Origin of the sequence: Natrinema gelatinilyticum (assembly GCF_024266705.1) — an archaeon.
GTDB classification, from domain to species: domain Archaea; phylum Halobacteriota; class Halobacteria; order Halobacteriales; family Natrialbaceae; genus Natrinema; species Natrinema gelatinilyticum.
On the sequence record NZ_CP100756.1, the window covers coordinates 1,569,827 to 1,587,889 of the forward strand.

The window sequence follows — 18,063 nt, forward strand, 5'->3', positions numbered from 1 at the left end:
ACTGGGAGACCTCTATATCGGTATTGCGATCCCGTAGCGGTCGAGTCACTCGGTGGATACCCGTCAGCTCGAACCCCCCAATTTCCACTCGAGTTACTCGTTCTTGCCGGTACGATCCGTGACACGTCGGTTGGCTCGAGTTGAAACAGTCCCGTAGAGATATTCAAATTCATACATACGTATATTCGGTACTTCCCGAGCGTCGCTTCGTGAGCTGTGCTGAGTCACGATGACCGGAGTGAACGCTAGTGTGATAGCTGAGTGAAGGAGAAATAGAGTCCACAGATGGAGAGAACCGAACCGAGAAAGCTGGGATACGCCGTTCTAAGCGAATGCTGCTGCTCGTCAGGTCCCGCCCAAGGCCGCGGGCTGGCGTCAGCCCGCGGCCGATGCGTATGTTTCTGGCACACCGACGCCGTTCATCTTAATCTCCCACCTCCGCTCTAACTCTTCCTCTAATGCGTGTCTGATCCAGTCAGAGAAGGTCTTGAACGTGAATTCCTCGGGCAGGTCGCGCCCGCCCCATCGTGGGCGGGCGACGACCGCCCATCGAAGCACAAGCCAGAGGTTCTCCAACAAGAATCCAATCAAGACGAACGCAAAGCGGATGACTGGATCCTGTGTCGTTGTTATTACCCGCGCTTGGCGGAATACACGGTAGCTCGTCTCGATCGCCGATCGTTTCCGATAGAGTCGTTCGACCTGCTTGGGCGTGCGATCGGCCAGATCGCACGCCACATACCCTCGCACAACCTCTCCGCTTTTCCCTCGATTTCCAGCGTGATAGGACACAGCGACCGCGAGCGGGAATTCCAGTTCCCGCTCGCGGCCTTTGTACATCCGATAGGTCGTCATGTACGAGCAGTGCGTATTCAGCTTCTTCCTCATGCGCTTGCCCTTCTTTTGGACGGGAACGACAGTCGCAGCAATCTCCCGTGAGCGGCGCAGAATACGTTCGTTGTAGAAGCCACGATCAGCCAAGAGCAACTCTATCTCGAAGGGATAGGCTTCGACGCGGTCGAGGACGCGCTCGACCGCGTCGGCCTCTTTCTCATCACTACGGACGTACGTCATCGCCAATGTCACTGGCTTTCCGTTCGAGACGAGATACGCCGTGCAGTACCGGTGGCACGTCGTTGTTCCGTCTTTTGCGTGCATGCGGCAGAGTTCACCTTCTTCATCGGCGTACGTTCCGTGGTAGGGGTTATCGACGAAGTCAATGGAGACGATCCTCGACCGATCAGGGTCGAGGATCGTCATCGCCAACTCCTTGAGAAGGCGGTTAGCAACCCGCTCAAGCCACTCTCGGTTGAGCGTATGTAGCCAGTCCATGACAGTATCGTCACAGGCAGCGTTGTCGTTGTCCTTGCACGTCTCCCAGATGGAGGTCTGGTTCACTGCTGCAAGAACCACGACAGCCCAGATATCGCCGGGATCGAGGGGCGAGCCCTCGATCCCTGGCAAAGGGAGCTGGCAGATGACGTCTTCCGCTAAATCTTTCACGTCCGAGTCCGAAAGAACACCGTCTGGCTGAGGGGTTTTGAACACATTCACTCAACCAGACATCTTCCTCATCAGACCCACGCTTTAGCTTCAGCTCTCACACCAGTCGGGAAATACCGATATTCTGCCTGCGGAACAAGACCTCCAAACTGACCCGAGCCGACAGGCGGACTCGGATACACGGATGGGGTCGAAGTCGTTGCGCGTGCGAGACGGACTCAACACATCAAAACCGTTTACTTCTCGTATCGTTCGCCGGCCGGAATCGCCACCTCGAGCCAGTTTTCTTCCGGCGGAAGCGGACAGTCGAAGGTGTCGCTGAAAGCACAGAACGGCGAGTACGCGAGGTTGAAGTCGACGATTATCTCGTCCCCGTCGGTCAGTTCGTCTTCCGTCGCGAGTTCCATATATCGGCCACCATGGTAGCTCTGTTGACCGGTGGTCTTGTCCCGAAATGGCACGAACAGTGGTTGTTCGGTCGGGCGTTCCTGTCGGTAGGCTCCCAGTTCGAACGTCCCGTCTTCCAGGTCGTCGTCTGTGCGCGATAGATCGAACGTGAGGGTCGCGGTCCGACGGTAGCGCACCTCGCGGCCCGCCGTGGTGTCCATCAGAACTGGGTCTGGATTCTCGTGGACCGTCGCGGTTGCGGTTACCCGGTACGTCGGATCCGGGTCGAAGTAATCGAGCCCGTTGAACGAATCGCGTTCCTCGGGTGGGATCGGCGACTGCGGATGATCAGCGAAAAAATCGTCTTTTTCGGCACGTTTCGACTCGAGTTCGTCGCGCCAGCGGTCGACGTCGATGGAACCAGTGTCGCTCATGGGTGACGTAGGTGACCGAGCCTGGAATGCGTTACGTTCCTCACCGCAGGATTTGGGCGGTTGTACGATACTGGCCGTTTTTCTCTCCCCTTCCGGTTCGATGTAACGAGGGTCCGCGGGTGACCGTTCGCGATGACACCACTCCCCCTGCTCATCCTCGCCCCTCGCTTTTTGTTCATGTCGGCTTCCGGGACGTACCACCGCCGGTCTACTCGTTCCCTCGAAGACGTGCGAGTCTGCAGACCGAGGCGGGACTGGTGACGGAGAGTGGGGGCGGTGAATCGAGACGGGACCGAGAGACGGTCTCGAGCCGTGAACGAAACGGGAGTTACGAACCACGGTTCGGTGTGGGATCGCTGCTCGTCTGGCAGCGTTCGAGGCAGACGCAGATTCGTTCGTTCTCTCTTCACTATCCCGGTCGTTTAAATACTATCGCGCGACCAACACGGTTCGTCAACCCTATCACCGACCGACGATGAGTACGGCAAGAATGACGAATTGGCGGACGGTATTCGGCCACGACAGCCCCTACAACCCGCAGGTGGACGGCATCGAGACGGCCATCGATACCGCCCGGGATGGCGGTTACACCGTGGTCGAAGGTGCCTGTGGCACCGGAAAGACGATGATCGCGCTCACGGCGGGGATCGATCTCGTGCGCGATCCGGACACGGGCTACGAGCGCGTCCTCGTCCTCACGAGTGTCAAACAGCAGTTACGCCAGTTCGAGAATGACCTCGAGACGATCAACGAAAATTTACCCGTCGACTGGGATCCGGTTTCAGGTCTCACGCTCGTCGGAAAGGCCGACGTCTGTCCGTACAACCGCGAGGGGAAGGCGGGATTCGACGACGGGACCGTCTACGACCGCTGTGAAACACTGCGAGACCGGACCCGTGATCTCACCGGCGATGGCGGCGAGACGACGGCACGGAACCTCGCCGGCCAGGCCCGGAGCCAGCAGGTCGGACTGGCCGACAGCGCCGACCGAGCCACCGGCACCTTCCTCGAGACCGCGGGCGAACCGTCTCCCTATCCGTCCGAGCTGCCCGAGTATGGCGATGGTGGACCCGTCGGGGCCGAAACCGAGTACTGCCCGTTCTACGCGCAATACCTCGAGGACCTGCCGGACGAGGCGAGCGACGGCGACGCCGCAGAAGCGATCCCGTACGATTTCACCGACGCCGGCATGGTCGCCCCCGAAAATTTGGTCGCCAGGTCTGTCGCACACGGAACGTGCCCCCATTCGGTAATGGGTGCTGCCCTCGGCCACGTCGAGGTCGTCATCGGGAATTATTACCACGCCTTCGATCCGAGAACGGTCGGCTCGTTTACTGGTGCGCTCTTAGACGAGTCGACGTTCGTCGTCTGCGATGAGGCACACATGCTGGAGCCGCGCGTTCGCGACCTGGTCAGCGAGAGGGTCGCCGACTCGACACTCCGTGATGCCGAAACCGAACTCTCGCGAGTGATTCAGCCGGTCAAATTCGAGCACGAGGGTCGCCAGGCCACGGGCGGGTCCAAGACCGCCGACGCCGACCTCGTCCGCGCGGAACTGGCCGACAGCGACGTGTCCTACGAGGAGCTCAATCGGACCCTCGAATTCGTCGGGGACCTCCGGACCGAACTGGACCGACGAGTGGCCGATTTTCTCGACCGAAAACACAGGGGGTGGCAGTCGAACCTGACCGACCTCCCCGACGAGGAAATACCCCTCCGCGATCCGGTGGAGCCAGCCGAAGACGAACTCACCGAATGGGCTAGAACAGCGGGCTACGGTGACGCGGACTGGGTCCGCGCCGAGGCAGTTGGTGCGGTCGTCGCGCGAATCCTGAACGAAGCCGAAGACGAAGACCGAACGCGTGCTGCCCCCGCCGTGGGCCGCGTTCTCGGCGAGTGGTACCGCCAGGGTCACACCGACTACTTCAGAGAAATCGAACTCGAGCGAACCTGGGACGACACCGAACCGGCAGACTCGTGGCGCCGGGCGTACAACGCCAGGCTCGGCCTTCACAACTGCGTTCCGAGCGACGCGATCGGCTCCCGCCTCGCTTCGTTCGGCGGCGGCATTTTGATGAGCGCCACACTCGAGCCGATGGACGCCTTCACCGAGGTAACGGGGCTTCGGTACCTCGCGCGTGCCGAGGACCGACCGGTCGTCGAACGCCGGTACGGTCTCCACTTTCCCGCTGAGAACCGGGAGAGCTTCGCGGTCGCCACGCCGAAGTTCACCTACGACAACCGCGGCAGTCCGAGTGACGCGAGCGGGGTGAGCGACCAAGAGCAGCGGAATCCGACCAGAACGCACTACGCAGACGCCATCCAGAAGATCGCTCGTCTCCCCGGCAACGTCCTCGTCGGAATGCCAAGCTATGCCGAAGCAGAGTGGGTCGCGGGCGTCCTCGAACGTCGGGTGGACAAACCGATCTTGCTCGACGCCGCGAGCGACGACGAGACCACCCAGTCTCTCAAGGATGAATTCTTCGCGGGTGACGGAAAGGTACTCGTCACGAGTCTTCGGGGGACGCTGACCGAGGGCGTCGACTACAGTGGCGATCGGCTCGCAGCTGCGGTCGTTTGTGGCGTCCCGATCGTCAACACCTCGAGTCCCCGGACGAAAGCAGTTCGCCGGGCCTACGATGACGAGTTCGGCGACGGCTTCACGTACGCGCTGACGATTCCTGCAGTTCGGAAGGCTCGCCAGGCGATCGGTCGCGTCATCCGAAGTCCCGAGGATGTCGGCGTGCGCGTCCTGCTCGACGAGCGCTACGCTCGCGACAGTTGGGACTCGGTTCGTCCCTATCTGCCCGAGGACAACGAATTTCAGGCGGTGAGTCCCGACATGCTCGACGTCGGGCTCGAGCGATTTCGGTCACAGTTCTCGTCGCAGTAGCCTCTCGAATCGATGGTTCAGCTTGGCCCGTTCGGTGGCCTCCAGCGCCAACCTGATCGGATGGTTGGATGATGGTGAACTCGACCACGGTGGTCAGCGCCGACGTGATCGACCTGCAGTGTACCAGACGAACCTGTTCGTCTACGGTCCCGGCGGCTACAAGTTCTCCGTCTTCGTTCGGATCGACGCGCCGCTACAGTTACTGCTGTCCGTGGCGACCGTCCACGGGATCACCTTTTTCTGGGGGCTATCACCGGCGGAGGCCCGACTGCCTGCGATTCTCCGTTACTCGGTTGCCTCACCGCTTTCAACGATTGATCCATCCGCGTCCACTGCGTCCAGTTCCACGTCGACCGCTTCCTCCTCGACCTCGAGCGGCGGTTCGGTTTCGTCGCTTCGCTTGAGCGCCTCCGCGAGTTCCCATTCGCGCTGGCGTCGTTCCGCGTTGCGGGCGTGCTTGTTCCGACCGTCCTTCGTGTCTGCCATAGAGTAACACACCGGGGCGAACGGGATAACGCTATGCCTGGCGGTTCCCGTTGACCGCTTCTTTTGGCCGCCGACCGCTATCGGTAGCCGACCCTGCCGAGTGGACGGAGCGCGGCCTCGTTCGGGAGCACGCGGACGAGTGCGGAAGCCGGCTCGTACGTGACGCGGTCGGTCGCGGACTTCGCTGCGACGATTTTCCAGAAGCCGGGCGCATCCAGACGCAGTCGACACAGCCCGCGGTCGTCCGTTCGCACGGATTTCGTTTCGGTCGTGACGAAAGCCCCGGCGACCGGTCGTCGCTGGTCATCGCGAACGCGGACGATGATCGGGGTCCCCACCGCTACCTCCTTTCGATCGACGGTGACCCGGAGACGACGAGTAACGCGCATACCGACTACTATCTCGACTAGGGCGAAAAAGGCCCACTTGCGTGCTCCGGCGCCCACGTCGGTCGTCGCCCGCTCACCGCGAGGCCACGACGTGTGCGTCCTCTGGCGCGAATCCCACGGTCAGGTCGTCGCGCTCGGGCACATTCTCGAGTTGTAACGTGATTTCTCTGCCGTTCCACCGACCGTGGACACGGACGGTCTCACCGAGGAATTCGGTCGTTTCGACCGTCACGGGGAGTCGATTGTGGGTGGCAGTCCGCGAGAGTGCGCCCGGTCGCACACAGACGGTCGTCCGCTCACTCCCGTCTGGGAGCGCCGGAATATCGAGCTGCCGGCCGCCGACTTCGACTCGAGCCCCGTCCCGGTCGGTCGAGAGCACCGTCCCCTCGAAAACGTTGTTGTCGCCGACGAACTCCGCGACGAATCGGGTCGCCGGTTCCCGATAGATCTCCTGTGGGCGGCCGATCTGCTCGACGCGACCGTCGCGTAACACCGCGAGGCGATCCGAGATAGCCAGCGCTTCGGCCTGGTCGTGCGTGACGTAGACGGTCGTGATCTCGAGTTCGGACTGGATTCGCGTAATCTGGCGGCGCAGCGATTCTCGGAGCTGGGCGTCGAGTGCGCTCATCGGCTCGTCGAGCAAGAGCAGGTCGGGAGCCGGCGCCAGCGCTCGGGCCAGCGCGACCCGCTGTTGTTGACCGCCGGATAGCTGTTCGGGGCTGCGATCGCCCATCTCCTCGAGGTCGACCAGTGCGAGCAACTCCGCGATACGTTCGTCGACCGTCGTCCGGCCGGGCGGATCGCGGAATCGCAGCCCGTAGCCGACGTTTTCGGCGACGTTCATGTGGGGAAACAGTGCGTAGCTCTGGAAGACGACGCCAACGTCCCGTCGTTCGGGCGCGACGCTGGCCATCTCCCGCCCGTCGAACCGAACGCGTCCGGCCGTCGGCTCCTCAAACCCGGCGATCATACGAAGCGTGGTCGTCTTCCCGCAGCCGGACGGCCCGACGAGGGTGAAAAATTCACCGTCGCGGACCGTGAGATCGACGTTTTCGAGCGCGACGGTGTCGTCGTACGCTCTGGAAACTGCCTCGAGTCGAAGCGTCGTCATCGCTCGAACCTCCCGCCGACCCGGTCGACGACGGCAAAACTTGCGGCGGTCACGAACAGGAGGACCGTTCCCATAGCGATCGCGGGGCCGGAGCGGCGGCCGAGATAGCGCTCGACGGCGACGGGCATCGTGTACGTCTCGTTTCCACCCGCCAAAATCACCGTCGAAGAGAACTCGCCAATCGAGATGGCGAAGGCGAAGGCTGCGCCGGCGACAATGCCGCTTGCGACCAGCGGGAGTTCGACGTCGACGAGCGCGCGATACCGGGGCGCTCCCAGGGCTCGAGCGGATTCGACCATAGCGGGGTCGAGAGACGCCAGAAGCGGTGAGACGTTGCGCGTGACGAAGGGGTACGCTGCAACGGCGTGGGCGGCGACGATGGCGACCGCACCCGTCACTTGGAACCGCCAGCCGCCGGGTAGCGGAATTCCGAAGACCAACCCTTGCAGGAGGCCGATGCCGAAGACGACGCCGCTGACCGCGAGCGGGGCCATCGCCAGCGTGTCGACGAGCTTTCCCCCGCGGCCCGCACGGACCGTTATCGTCGAGATGACCACTCCCATCGGCACGGCGATGAGCAGCGTGGCGACGCCGAAGACGAGCGAGTTCCGGATGGCGACGGCCGGCAGCGTCTGATAGGACGCACCCTCGAACTGGCGCTCGAGCAGGAACGCGAAGTGTCGAAGCGTGAGTCCGTTCCCGTCCGTCACGCTTCCGACGATCAGACTTGCGATCGGCCCGACGAAGACGACCAGCGCGACGAGTCCGTAGACGCCGACCGCCACTCGGCGGGGCGACAGCGCGGTCCGAAGATCCGGGAACAGCGGCGTTCGTGTCGGCGGTGAGGTCGTTCGAGCCAGCCCCGCCCGTGCGGACTCGTACCGAAGGTACGCGTAAGTCAGTCCCAGCGAGAGGACCGTCTCGAGGACGGCGAGTGTAGCGGCCTCGCCGTACGCGAGTCGGCGGACGCGGTCGTAGATCCAGACTTCGACGGTCGCGAGCTGCAGTCCACCCAGCGCGAGGACGATGGGGAACGTCATAAACGTGAAGATGAAGGTCAGCAACGCGCCGGTCAGGACAGCTGGCAGGAGCTGTGGGACGACCACGTCGCGGAACGCGCGGCGAGGGCTTGCACCGAGGCTGCGTGCGGTCTCGACTGTTCGAACGTCGATCGACTCCCAGGCTGCGACGGTGATGCGCGCGACCAGCGGTGCATTGTAGAACGCGTGGGCGACGATGACGATGGCGAGCGGGTTCCCCTCGATGAACGGGTACGGCTCGATTCCGACGAGTCCGAGCAGCCCGTTGAGCGTTCCCGAGTGACCGAACATCGCGTAAAAACCGACGGCGACCATGATCCCTGGCAACACGAACGGAACGATCGTCAGGGAGCGAAGCGTCTTCCGGCCCCGAAACTCGTAGTTCGCGAGTACGTACGCGGCGGGCAGTCCCAATACCACGCTCGCGGCCGTCGAACAGATTGCCTGATACGTCGTAAATCCGAACAGACCCGTTTGGACGGTGGGCGCGTCGACTCGCAACCATGGAATCGGCAGTTCGAGCCCGGGGAGTGACGCCTCGAGCGATATCGAAACCGAAACGGCCGCGAGCCAGCCTGCGACCTCCTCGAGGTGCGATCGAATCGAGAGCGGCTCCGCGAAGAGGTCCGCGAGGACGCCGACGTAGAACGGATCGGTGAGGACGTCGGCGAACGTGGACAACGTGAGGGTTCCTCCGTCGAGGACGGCGTCGGCGAAGACGAGGCCGACTGGGAGATAGAGCATGATCGCGAGGACGGTCGCCGTCGCGAGCCCCGTCAGCGAAAGCGCATTGCGTTCGAACCATCCATATACGGCTGCGGCTTGCCATCGAACGCGAGGCCACCACTCGCTCGCTCTCGATCGTCCCATCGACGTCCTCTACTGGCTGGCGAACTCGCGTGCCCAGTCCTCGACCCATCCGTCGAGCTTCCCCCGGAGGGTCTCGTAGCCGACGGTTACCGCCTCCGGCGGTTCGTGGGCGTACCGGTCGAACTCCTCGTCGAGATCGACGTTTTCGGACGTGACGGCCGGGAACTGGACGTTGCGCTGGGCGATGACGCCCTGGGCCTCGCTCGAAAGGGCGAAATCGAGGAACGCGTAGGCCAGGTCGAGTTCTGCCGCGTTTTCGAAGATACCCATTCCCTCGGGGTTCGCATACCCCTGATCGTCCGGGAACGCGACCTGATGGCGGCTCATGTCGTAGCCCTCGGCGCTCGCGTACACCTGGTCGGTCGAGTACGAGACGACCATCGGCCGGTTCTCGTTCATGTACGACCCGTAGTAGGATTCGGTCCAGTCGTCGAGAATGCGGATCCCGTTGTCTCCGAGTGCTCGCCAGTAGTCGAGGTAGCCGTCCTCGCCGTAGGCGTCGATAGTCCACAGCAAGAACGCTCGGCCCGGGTCGGACGACTGAGCGTTCTGGGCGAGCAGCGCGTCTCCGTAGGCCGGCTCAGTCAGGTCGTCGAGGGTTTCCGGGGCGTCGACGACGGTCTCGTCGTACACGAGGCTGATGTATCCCGTGTCGTACGCGAGCACTCGTCCGTGGGGATCGGCCATGTCGAGGCTGTCGCGGATCCGATCCGACCGGTCGATTCGGTCGACGTTGAGTTCGCGAAAGAGGCCACCCTCGCCGAGTGTGTCGTCGATTCGAACGAGGTCGTCCACGTTGAGCCCGAGGTAGAGGTCCGCATCGAGACTGGCGCCCTGTTGCTCGCGACTGATATAGTGGTTGAGTCCCTGGCTCGGCACGGTCCAGGTGAGCGTTGCGTCGGGGTATTCCGCCTCGAACGCATCCTTGAGCCAGGTCCCGGCCGGGTTGTCGCCGTCGACCATCGACGTGTAGGACGCGACCGTCAGTTCCCCCTGCAGATCCGGATCCTCCGGCTCTCGGTCGCCGTCTCCGCGTTCCCCAGCATCGTCTTTCCCGTCCCGCGTCAGGCAGCCGGCGACTCCGGCGACCCCGCTCGTGCCGACCGCGCCGATGAACGTCCGTCGTTTCATTACGCGGTGGTTGTACCCGGTGGTCTTAAACGCCATGATCGACGTCCGTGGACCCGATTGCGCGACTGCGCGCAGTAGTGCTAATTCTGACACAACCGACCACCGACACTTTTCTCGTTGTCCCTCGTACGTCCACTATGGCCCGCAACCGAACCGTCATTAACGCGTTCATCGGTGCTGTCATCGGTGTGGTACTCTCGTTCATCCCGTTATCGCCCATCATCGGGGGTGTCGTCGCCGGTTTCCTCGAGGGGCCGGACGAACGCGCGGGAACGAAAGTAGGTGCACTGGCCGGCGCGATCGCGTTCTTTCCGGTCGCGTTCGTGGGATTTATCATGCTCGGATTCCTCGGGTTCGGCCTCGGATTTGTCGGCGGGGCCCCCGCCGTGGGCGTCTTCTTCCTCCTGCTCGTGATCGTTAGCATGATCCTGTTTTTCCTTCTCTATACCGTTGGCCTCTCTGCGCTCGGGGGATATCTGGGCGCGTACCTCGCGAACGAGTATCCGACGAAGCAACGGCGAACCCGAGAGACCATCGGATTCGAAACGACGTCGGACCGTTCCGTTCGCGCTACCGATATCGCGCCGATTCGGGACCGGGACTCGGATCGGGATCGGGATCGGGACCAGGACCTGGAGGAGAATCGGGGTGTGGACTCGGATTCGGATCGGGACCCGAACAGGTAACCTGCCTGACCCTCGAGGGGCCGACCGTCCCCGGTCGAACTGACGAGCGGCCTACTCGTATCTGAGCGCATCGATCGGGTCCGTCCGCGCGGCCCGCCAGGCCGGATATAGTCCTGCGAGAACGCCGACGAGCATCCCGACGACGATCGCGAGCGCGACGTACTGGAGGGGATAGACGAGCGGGATATCGATGTACTGCGCCCCGAGATAGCCGGCGACGAGTCCCAGCCCGGTCCCCAGGACCGCGCCGATCACGCCGAGGATCACCGCTTCGGTCAGGAACAGCCCGAGGACGTCGCGATTTTGCGCACCGACGGCTTTCATGATGCCGATTTCGCGGGTCCGCTCGGTGACGCTGACGAGCATGATGTTCGCGATGCCGATCGAGCCGACCAGCAGGGAGATCGCGGCGATTCCCACGATAAAATTCTGCAGGAGATCCAGCACGTCCTGAAGCTGCTGGAGTAGTTCCGTGCTCGTTCGGAGTTGCACCTCGAGATCGTCGCCCATTAGCTCGCTCGCGTCGGACTGGTCACTCTCGAGGTAGTCGATGGCCGCCTCGCGGGCGGCGTCGATAGCCGCCTGGTCGTCGGAAGGCGCCTCGACGACGATGGCGAGGAAGCGAGCAGGGCTATCGGTCCCACCGTCGCTGCCGTTTCCAGCGCTGGTTTCGTTCCCGGCGCCGGTTTGGTTTCCACTGCCGCCCGCAGTGCCATCACCGTTTCCCGCGTCACCGTCCGTTCCACCGCCGAATCCCAGCCTGGCCGCCTGCTCCACGTAGTACGGATCGGTTGGAACGTAGACTCGAGGCGAGGACTCGAACCCCTCGAACGGGCTCAAGCCCTCGCTCGTGTCGGTTATACCGACTACCTCGATGGTGGTACGCTGGCCGCCGAGGAACGTCACCGTGAGTTCGTCGCCGACGGTAACGTTCTCTTCAAACTGGCCCGCCGCGGCGGGGTTGATCACCGCTTCCCGTTCGCCCATTCGGAATGGCCTCCCGTCGGCCAGTTGATCCTCGCCGATGTACGACGGCCCCGAGGCGACCAGTCCGTTACCCAGAGCGACCGTCTCGTTGCCGTCCGAAAGCGCCTGGGTCTGTATCGTCGCGTAGCCGTAGGCCGCCTCGACGTCCGCTAATTCCTCGACGTTTTCGAAGTCGTCCTGCGTGAAGACGGGTTGGGCACCCGCGAGCGGACCGCCCTCCGCATCGGGTTCGGCCGCCCACCCGTAGAGGCTACGTTGGTCGTCGGGGCTGATGTCCCCGATGATTCCCGCCTGCAGACTCGCGCCGAGACTGACGAACGCGATTACTGCAGCGATGCCGATCACGATCCCGAGCGTCGTCAACGACGACCTGAGTTTGTGACCGCGAATGGACCGCCAGGCGAGGCGAAGACTCTCGAGCGGATTCATTCGGAATCAGCTCCCGCCTCTCCAGCCGCCGAGCCCGGCCGCGACGTGCCGTTCGCACCGCTCTCATCGAGTTCTTCGATCCATTCGATTTTCCCGTCGAGGAGGTGAACGATCCGATCGGCTCGCTCGGCCACGTGCCGCTCGTGGGTGACGACAAGCAACGTCGTTCCGGCGTCGTGAAACTCGTCGAAGAGATCGAGAATTTCGGATTCGGTATCGGTGTCGAGGTTTCCCGACGGTTCGTCGGCCAGCACGATCGCCGGGTCGTTGATCAGCGCCCGCGCCAGCGCGACACGCTGGCGCTGACCGCCCGACAACTCGTTCGGCAGGTGATCCGCCCGATCAGCCAGTCCCACGCGCTCGAGGAGATTTCGCGCACGCTCCAGTCTAGTCGTCCGATCGACGTTCTGAAACAGCTGTGGTAGTGCGACGTTCTCGAGCGCGTTCAGCCGCGGCATAAGGTTGAACGTCTGGAAGACGAAGCCGACCTCCGTCCCTCGGAGGGTGGTGCGCTCGCGGTCACCGAGTGTGCCGACGTCGCGGCCGCCGACGACTACGGTTCCGTCTGTCGGCGTGTCGAGACAGCCCACGAGGTTCATGAGCGTCGACTTCCCGGAGCCGCTCGGCCCCATGATCGCTGTGTAGGATCCCTGTGGCACCTCGAGACTGACGCCGTCGAGCGCGTGGACGGGTTCGCCGACGCGGTACGTTTTCCGCACGTTCGAGAGAGAAACAGCCGTGCCCGAAGTCGCCATGCGGATTCGTCCACGGACTGTTCAAAAAAGGTTCCGCGCGGTCTGTGCCCAGTTCTGTTCGTTTCTCACCGGTGGTGCGTGGTTCTCATCGGTGCCGTTTCGATCACGTTGCACGCGATTCGTTCGTGTCGGCCCTGGATCGATACCTGTGACCTCGGTTCGTTCGCGCCGAGAGCGCTCTCGACATTCGCTACAAAGATGCAACGTTTTTCCCGTCGCCCCACACTTGAAGAACCATGAAGACGGAGGGCGGCTCGGAGGCTGCGAAGCGCCGCGCCGGCGAACGAGCGATCGAGACCATCGAGGACGGATTCGTCGTCGGGCTCGGCACCGGCTCGACGACTGCCCACGCGATCCGAGCGATCGGCCGGGACGTCGCCGACGGCCTCGAGATCCGCGGGATACCCACCTCGTTTCAGTCCCGCCAACTGGCCCTCGAGGTCGAGATTCCGCTGACGGACCTCGATGCGGTCGACGGCGTCGACCTCGCGATCGACGGCGCGGATCAGGTGGTCGACGATCCGGACGCCCCGACTCACGGTGCGCTGATCAAAGGCGGCGGTGGGGCCCACGCACGCGAAAAACTCGTCGATACGGCGGCCGACCGGTTCGTCGTCGTCGCCGATCCCTCGAAGCTGACCGACCGACTCGAGCGGCCGGTTCCGATCGAAGTTCTCCCCGACGCCTACTCAGTCGTGGCGGAGCGCGTCCGCTCGTTCGGTGGTGAGCCGACGCTTCGGGACGCCGAGCGAAAGGACGGGCCAATCGTGACCGACAACGGGAACTTCGTTCTCGATTGTGAATTCGGCACGATCGACGATCCCGACGCGCTGGCAACGCGACTCTCGAGGCTCCCGGGGGTCGTCGAACATGGGTTGTTCGTCGGGCAGGCAGACGCGACCTACGTCGGCTACGACGACGGCGTCGAGGTCCGTCGGTACTGAAGCGGAGTCCAACTATCGCGCAGCCGACACCGAGTCGCCAAGTTCCGTACACCGCTCATCGTTTCATCTCGAACTCGTGAGGAGTCTCGAACGTCAATTCGAGCGCCCGTTCGACGGCTGTTCGTGGAACAGGTCCCGTATCGAGTCCGAAACCAGCGAATAGCAGCTTGTGACCCGCCGATAGATCTGCTTCTGGGCCGAGAAGCCAGATGAACGTCAGGCGCTCGAATCAGTCGACGCGAATCGCCCGAGCCGACATCGTCTATCGTCGGAGTTTTCGAGTGCGTGCCGTTCGCCGCCCGACGATGACTCGGCTCGAAGCGATCTCCGCTAGTAGCGCAGTCCAGACCGCTGGGATACGTTTCATTGCGCGGTGACATCGTCACCGCGAACGCAGTCGAAGCCGGCGGTTCGTAGGCGGGCCGCTTTCATCGTCTCCACCTTCGTCTCCCTCGTTGCTTTCAGCGTCGCGACGGGGACTCCAGGAGAGGAGGGTCACGGTCAGGTAGAGGACACCTAACAGGCGCACAGCCGGCACCGCCCACGGCTGGAACTCCAGGTCGTCCCCGTTGGTGTAGCCCACGTTCTGGCAGAGCGCGATAACGGATCGTGGGATCAGAACGAGGATGAGGCCGGCTACCCCGAGGATCCCGCCGACGAGTGACGGCTCCTTCCGATTGCGTGCGAGCAGCCAAACGAACGCCAGTCCCTCGAGGCGAGCGCCTGCGAGTGCGACCGGCCGTCGCTGGCAGCGCTCGGGATTTCGCAGGCCGATCCGCTCGCACAGTCCGATGACTGGTTCTGGCTTGACGATTTCGACGAGTCCGAAGGTGACCAGAAGATTGCGAAGCATGTCTTCGACGTACGTCGGCGGGCGGCAAAAAGCGCAATCTAGAGCTGACGTGACTATCGAGCATCATAGACGAGTTACACGACGGTGTGGTGACTCCGGGCTGATGACACGTAGTCCGACTTGACGCGTCGCTCGTCGACTCGCGGTCGAAAAATATTGGGCGGCGTTCCTTACAGGTCGCGAGGCTGGACCGTCTTTCGGTCGTTGGCCTCAGCACGTCGGGCGGCGTCGTCGAGCAATTCGGAAACTTCCTCGTCGAGCGCGTCGTAGAAATCCGAGGCAACGTTTTTGTCATCGAGCGCTTCCTTGACGGCGGCTTTGACGATAAGGTCTGCCATACGATGTATCCGTTTCCCGTTATCACATATAAATATATTGGTTAGCAGCGGAAATACGGGGGTTGCAGCGGTTCATTCGGCCGTTTCGACCACCGATATCACCGGAAAGTATATGTTTAATGAGCGGCCGACTCGGATTTCGGCACCGACGAATAGCAAAATCTGGCTCGCGCGCGTCTCCGAGGGTTAGCGCGCACCGTTAGTGATGCAGCCGGTCGTCGTTCTGGTGATCGGGTCGACGGATTCGAGTATCTCGGCCGCCCAGGTCGAATATGCGCGAACTTCTCGAGGCCGTCGCCGACGGTTCGCTGTCGCCGGCACAGGCCGAAGCTGAACTCAACGGGTACGTAACTGGTGATGCGGGTCGATTCGATGCGGCCCGTGAGCAGCGCCGCGGGGTTCCGGAGGCAATTTTTGCCGAGGGCAAGTCGGTCGAACAGGTTATCGAACTCACCGAGACCGCGCTCGAGACGACTGACCGTGCCTTGCTCACCAGGGTATCACCTGCGCAGTTCGAGGCACTCGAGACGCACATCGACGAGACGGTCCCCGGCGCGACGATCGATCAGCGAGCGACGACGGTTCGGGTAACGGTGCCCGACTACCAGCCGCCGACCGTCGATGCGACGGTCGGGATCGCAACCGGTGGAACGGTCGACGGGCCGGTTGTCGCCGAAGCGGAAGCCGTCTGTCTAGATGCGGGAGTGACTGTCGATCGGGTCGACGACATCGGGGTCGCGGCACTTTCACGGACGATCGACCAGCTCGACCGCCTCCGCGACGCGGACGTACTGATCGTCGCCGCCGGCCGCGAGGGTGCACTGCCGACAGTCGTCGCCGGCCTCGTCGATACACCGGTGATCGGCGTTCCGATCTCGAGTGGCTACGGATACGGTGGCGACGGGAACGGAGCACTCGCCGGCATGCTCCAATCCTGTACGGTTCTTTCGGTCGTCAATATTGATGCGGGATTCGTCGCCGGAGCCCAGGCGGTCCTTATCGCACGGGCGATCGACACCGCTCGTGACTAGGTGCCATACTTGCTTTCAGAAAATTATTTTCTCCAACCGAAAACCCAGACAGCGTATGGAGAAAGTTACTTATTCAGTCGCCCAATAGATTGACATACCGGCTTCGGCCGGTGTGACCAATGCCCAAGTGTGATCACTGCGGCGCGCACGTTTCCGAACGGTTCGCACGCGTCTTCGCCAACGAGAACGGTGAGATCCACGCGTGTATCAGTTGTTCAGCTAACGCTGGAATCGCGGAAGCTGCGAAAGAGCGCGCTCGCGGCACCTGACGCACCACCTCCGACAACCACGTGCTTCCGACGGACGAGACGCTTTTTACGCATCCGTCCCTGTTTGCAGTCGATGGCCGATCACGTCGTCTACGTCCTCGAATGCGCCGACGGGTCGCTTTACACCGGCTACACGACCGACCTCGAGCGACGCGTGGCCGAACACGACGCAGGCGACGGTGCGAAGTACACCCGAGGCCGGACACCGGTGGAACTTCGATATCACGAGCGATTCCACTCGAAGTCGGCCGCGATGGCGCGCGAATACGAAATCAAACAACTGAGCCGATCCCAGAAAGAACGACTCGTTGACCGGAAGTGAGTGCGGCGGAGGAGACCCATGTTTGGAGTGCGGGTCGACTCGACCGGGCCCGATTCGCACGTACTGATCGGTTTCGCACGTTCTGGTATCCCATCTTTGCCCATCTTCGCTTCATGTTCTCCCCCTGTCCGTCGACCGATTCTATTATCCTAACCGTGTCCAAAAAATAGATGATTGCTGGGAGTGACGGTAGCAACGAGATGCAACTCGACGTCGTCGACGATCTCAAACAACCCGAATACATCGGCGAGAATCGGTGTGAACCCTGTACCGTATTGAACCTCGTTATCGCGGCGGTGATCAGTTCAGTCGTCGCGCGGAAGTCTCGACTCGGCGGCACGGTCGCCGTTGGAGTGTCAATTGTCCTGATCTATCTCCGTGGCTATCTCGTTCCCGGAACGCCGACACTGACCAAGCGCTACCTTCCGCCCGAAGTCTTGCGTTGGTTCGGCAAGGAACCCGATCCTGCGGTGGCGGGTGGACTCGCCTTCGACGATTCTGCGGAGTCGTCCGGCGCCGGCGAACTGAGTCGTGACCGTCCCGAAATTGAACCGGACCGCCCCAGCGATGTGTCGACGGTCGATGACGTCGAGAGCACCGCGACCGACGAGATCAGCGATGGCGGGGCGAGTGCCGACCACGAAGACATGGCGATTGTCGATCTCGAGTCGTTCTTCATCGGAGACGAGATCCTCGAGCCCTGTTCCGACAGGGATGACCTCTGTCTCACCGACGATTTCGAGGCCGTCTGGCTCGACGAAATCGACCCGCTCGACGAATCGGGCGTCGACGTCGCGGCGGCCGGCGACGCATTCGGGTTCGACGCGGATCCCGACGACTTCGATCTCGAGACGCGCGACGAGACGCGTGTCCTGCTTTCCGGCGCACGAGTGGTCGGTCGCTGGCCGTCTCGGGCTGCGTTGATCGCAGACATCGCTGCAAGCCGGGCACTCGAGTCGTGGGTCGACGACTGGAGCGCGTACGAACCCGAGACGAAAGGCGAGGTCCTCAATAGTCTCCGGATGTTCCTCGAAATCTGTCCGTCCGGCGGCGACGTGCAGATGGGCGAGGAAGTCGTCGAATCCTGCTGCACGTCCCACGACATCGTCGCAGTCACCTGTAAAGAGACCGGCGAACGGCTCTTCGAACAGCGTCTCATCGACGGGGATGTCTGATCGAGTCGCCGACTGCGCCTGACGTCGATC

At 62.7% G+C, this 18,063-nt stretch carries 18 protein-coding genes; 7 read left to right on the top strand and 11 right to left on the bottom strand.

Annotated features, from left to right (window positions below):
- Positions 1–375: 375 nt before the first annotated feature.
- Entirely contained in the window at positions 376–1,548 is a 1,173-nt protein-coding gene (locus NJU76_RS07690; protein ID WP_254532181.1) for an ISH3 family transposase, read from the bottom strand.
- Between the two features lie 191 nt (positions 1,549–1,739).
- Positions 1,740–2,324 carry a DUF1684 domain-containing protein gene (locus tag NJU76_RS07695; protein WP_254532182.1) on the bottom strand — a complete coding sequence of 195 codons (585 nt, stop codon included), beginning with the start codon at positions 2,322–2,324 and terminating at the stop codon, positions 1,740–1,742.
- 490 nt (positions 2,325–2,814) lie between these two features.
- Here NJU76_RS07695 and NJU76_RS07700 point away from each other — a divergent pair, with 490 nt between their 5' ends.
- Positions 2,815–5,217: an ATP-dependent DNA helicase gene (locus NJU76_RS07700; protein WP_254532434.1), complete on the top strand. Its 2,403-nt coding sequence runs from the start codon at positions 2,815–2,817 to the stop codon at positions 5,215–5,217.
- A gap of 285 nt (positions 5,218–5,502) precedes the next feature.
- Here the strand turns inward: NJU76_RS07700 and NJU76_RS07705 are convergent, their stop codons facing one another.
- The 5 genes from NJU76_RS07705 to NJU76_RS07725 form a co-directional block, all read right to left on the bottom strand.
- Positions 5,503–5,703, bottom strand: coding sequence for a hypothetical protein (locus tag NJU76_RS07705; protein ID WP_254532183.1), 201 nt, complete (start codon positions 5,701–5,703; stop codon positions 5,503–5,505).
- A gap of 77 nt (positions 5,704–5,780) precedes the next feature.
- Complete coding sequence (locus NJU76_RS07710; protein WP_254532184.1) at positions 5,781–6,092, bottom strand: carboxypeptidase regulatory-like domain-containing protein; 312 nt, start codon at positions 6,090–6,092, stop codon at positions 5,781–5,783.
- A gap of 73 nt (positions 6,093–6,165) precedes the next feature.
- Entirely contained in the window at positions 6,166–7,203 is a 1,038-nt protein-coding gene (locus NJU76_RS07715; protein WP_254532185.1) for an ABC transporter ATP-binding protein, read from the bottom strand.
- Positions 7,200–9,113 carry an ABC transporter permease gene (locus tag NJU76_RS07720; protein WP_254532186.1) on the bottom strand — a complete coding sequence of 638 codons (1,914 nt, stop codon included), beginning with the start codon at positions 9,111–9,113 and terminating at the stop codon, positions 7,200–7,202. Before NJU76_RS07720 ends, NJU76_RS07715 begins: the two co-directional genes overlap by 4 nt.
- A 9-nt stretch (positions 9,114–9,122) precedes the next feature.
- On the bottom strand, positions 9,123–10,244 hold the full coding sequence (locus NJU76_RS07725; protein WP_254532187.1) for a thiamine ABC transporter substrate-binding protein: 1,122 nt from the start codon (positions 10,242–10,244) through the stop codon (positions 9,123–9,125).
- A gap of 137 nt (positions 10,245–10,381) precedes the next feature.
- On the opposite strand from NJU76_RS07725, the gene NJU76_RS07730 reads away from it, so the two are divergent.
- Complete coding sequence (locus NJU76_RS07730; RefSeq protein ID WP_254532188.1) at positions 10,382–10,930, top strand: DUF5518 domain-containing protein; 549 nt, start codon at positions 10,382–10,384, stop codon at positions 10,928–10,930.
- 51 nt (positions 10,931–10,981) lie between these two features.
- On the opposite strand, the gene NJU76_RS07735 is transcribed toward NJU76_RS07730, so the two are convergent.
- Together NJU76_RS07735 and NJU76_RS07740 are read right to left on the bottom strand one after the other, a co-directional pair.
- Positions 10,982–12,346 carry an ABC transporter permease gene (locus NJU76_RS07735; protein ID WP_254532189.1) on the bottom strand — a complete coding sequence of 455 codons (1,365 nt, stop codon included), beginning with the start codon at positions 12,344–12,346 and terminating at the stop codon, positions 10,982–10,984.
- On the bottom strand, positions 12,343–13,101 hold the full coding sequence (locus tag NJU76_RS07740; protein WP_254532190.1) for an ABC transporter ATP-binding protein: 759 nt from the start codon (positions 13,099–13,101) through the stop codon (positions 12,343–12,345). Before NJU76_RS07740 ends, NJU76_RS07735 begins: the two co-directional genes overlap by 4 nt.
- A gap of 236 nt (positions 13,102–13,337) precedes the next feature.
- Here NJU76_RS07740 and rpiA point away from each other — a divergent pair, with 236 nt between their 5' ends.
- Positions 13,338–14,045 (top strand): ribose-5-phosphate isomerase RpiA, encoded by a 708-nt coding sequence (rpiA, locus tag NJU76_RS07745; protein ID WP_254532191.1) that lies wholly within the window; start codon positions 13,338–13,340, stop codon positions 14,043–14,045.
- Between the two features lie 382 nt (positions 14,046–14,427).
- Here rpiA and NJU76_RS07750 read toward each other — a convergent pair whose 3' ends face one another.
- Both NJU76_RS07750 and NJU76_RS07755 read right to left on the bottom strand, forming a co-directional pair.
- On the bottom strand, positions 14,428–14,898 hold the full coding sequence (locus tag NJU76_RS07750; RefSeq protein ID WP_254532192.1) for a hypothetical protein: 471 nt from the start codon (positions 14,896–14,898) through the stop codon (positions 14,428–14,430).
- A 170-nt stretch (positions 14,899–15,068) separates the two neighbouring features.
- Positions 15,069–15,236, bottom strand: coding sequence for a DUF1931 family protein (locus tag NJU76_RS07755; RefSeq protein WP_008013450.1), 168 nt, complete (start codon positions 15,234–15,236; stop codon positions 15,069–15,071).
- Between the two features lie 272 nt (positions 15,237–15,508).
- Between NJU76_RS07755 and larB the strand changes: the two genes are divergently transcribed.
- The 4 genes from larB to NJU76_RS07775 all read left to right on the top strand — a co-directional run bounded on the left by larB (position 15,509) and on the right by NJU76_RS07775 (position 18,033).
- Entirely contained in the window at positions 15,509–16,267 is a 759-nt protein-coding gene (larB, locus tag NJU76_RS07760; RefSeq protein ID WP_254532193.1) for a nickel pincer cofactor biosynthesis protein LarB, read from the top strand.
- A 119-nt stretch (positions 16,268–16,386) separates the two neighbouring features.
- Positions 16,387–16,536 carry a DUF7563 family protein gene (locus NJU76_RS07765; protein ID WP_254532194.1) on the top strand — a complete coding sequence of 50 codons (150 nt, stop codon included), beginning with the start codon at positions 16,387–16,389 and terminating at the stop codon, positions 16,534–16,536.
- 73 nt (positions 16,537–16,609) lie between these two features.
- Entirely contained in the window at positions 16,610–16,858 is a 249-nt protein-coding gene (locus NJU76_RS07770) for a GIY-YIG nuclease family protein (RefSeq protein WP_254532195.1), read from the top strand.
- Between the two features lie 200 nt (positions 16,859–17,058).
- Positions 17,059–18,033, top strand: coding sequence for a DUF8054 domain-containing protein (locus NJU76_RS07775; RefSeq protein WP_254532435.1), 975 nt, complete (start codon positions 17,059–17,061; stop codon positions 18,031–18,033).
- The last annotated feature ends 30 nt before the right edge of the window (positions 18,034–18,063 follow it).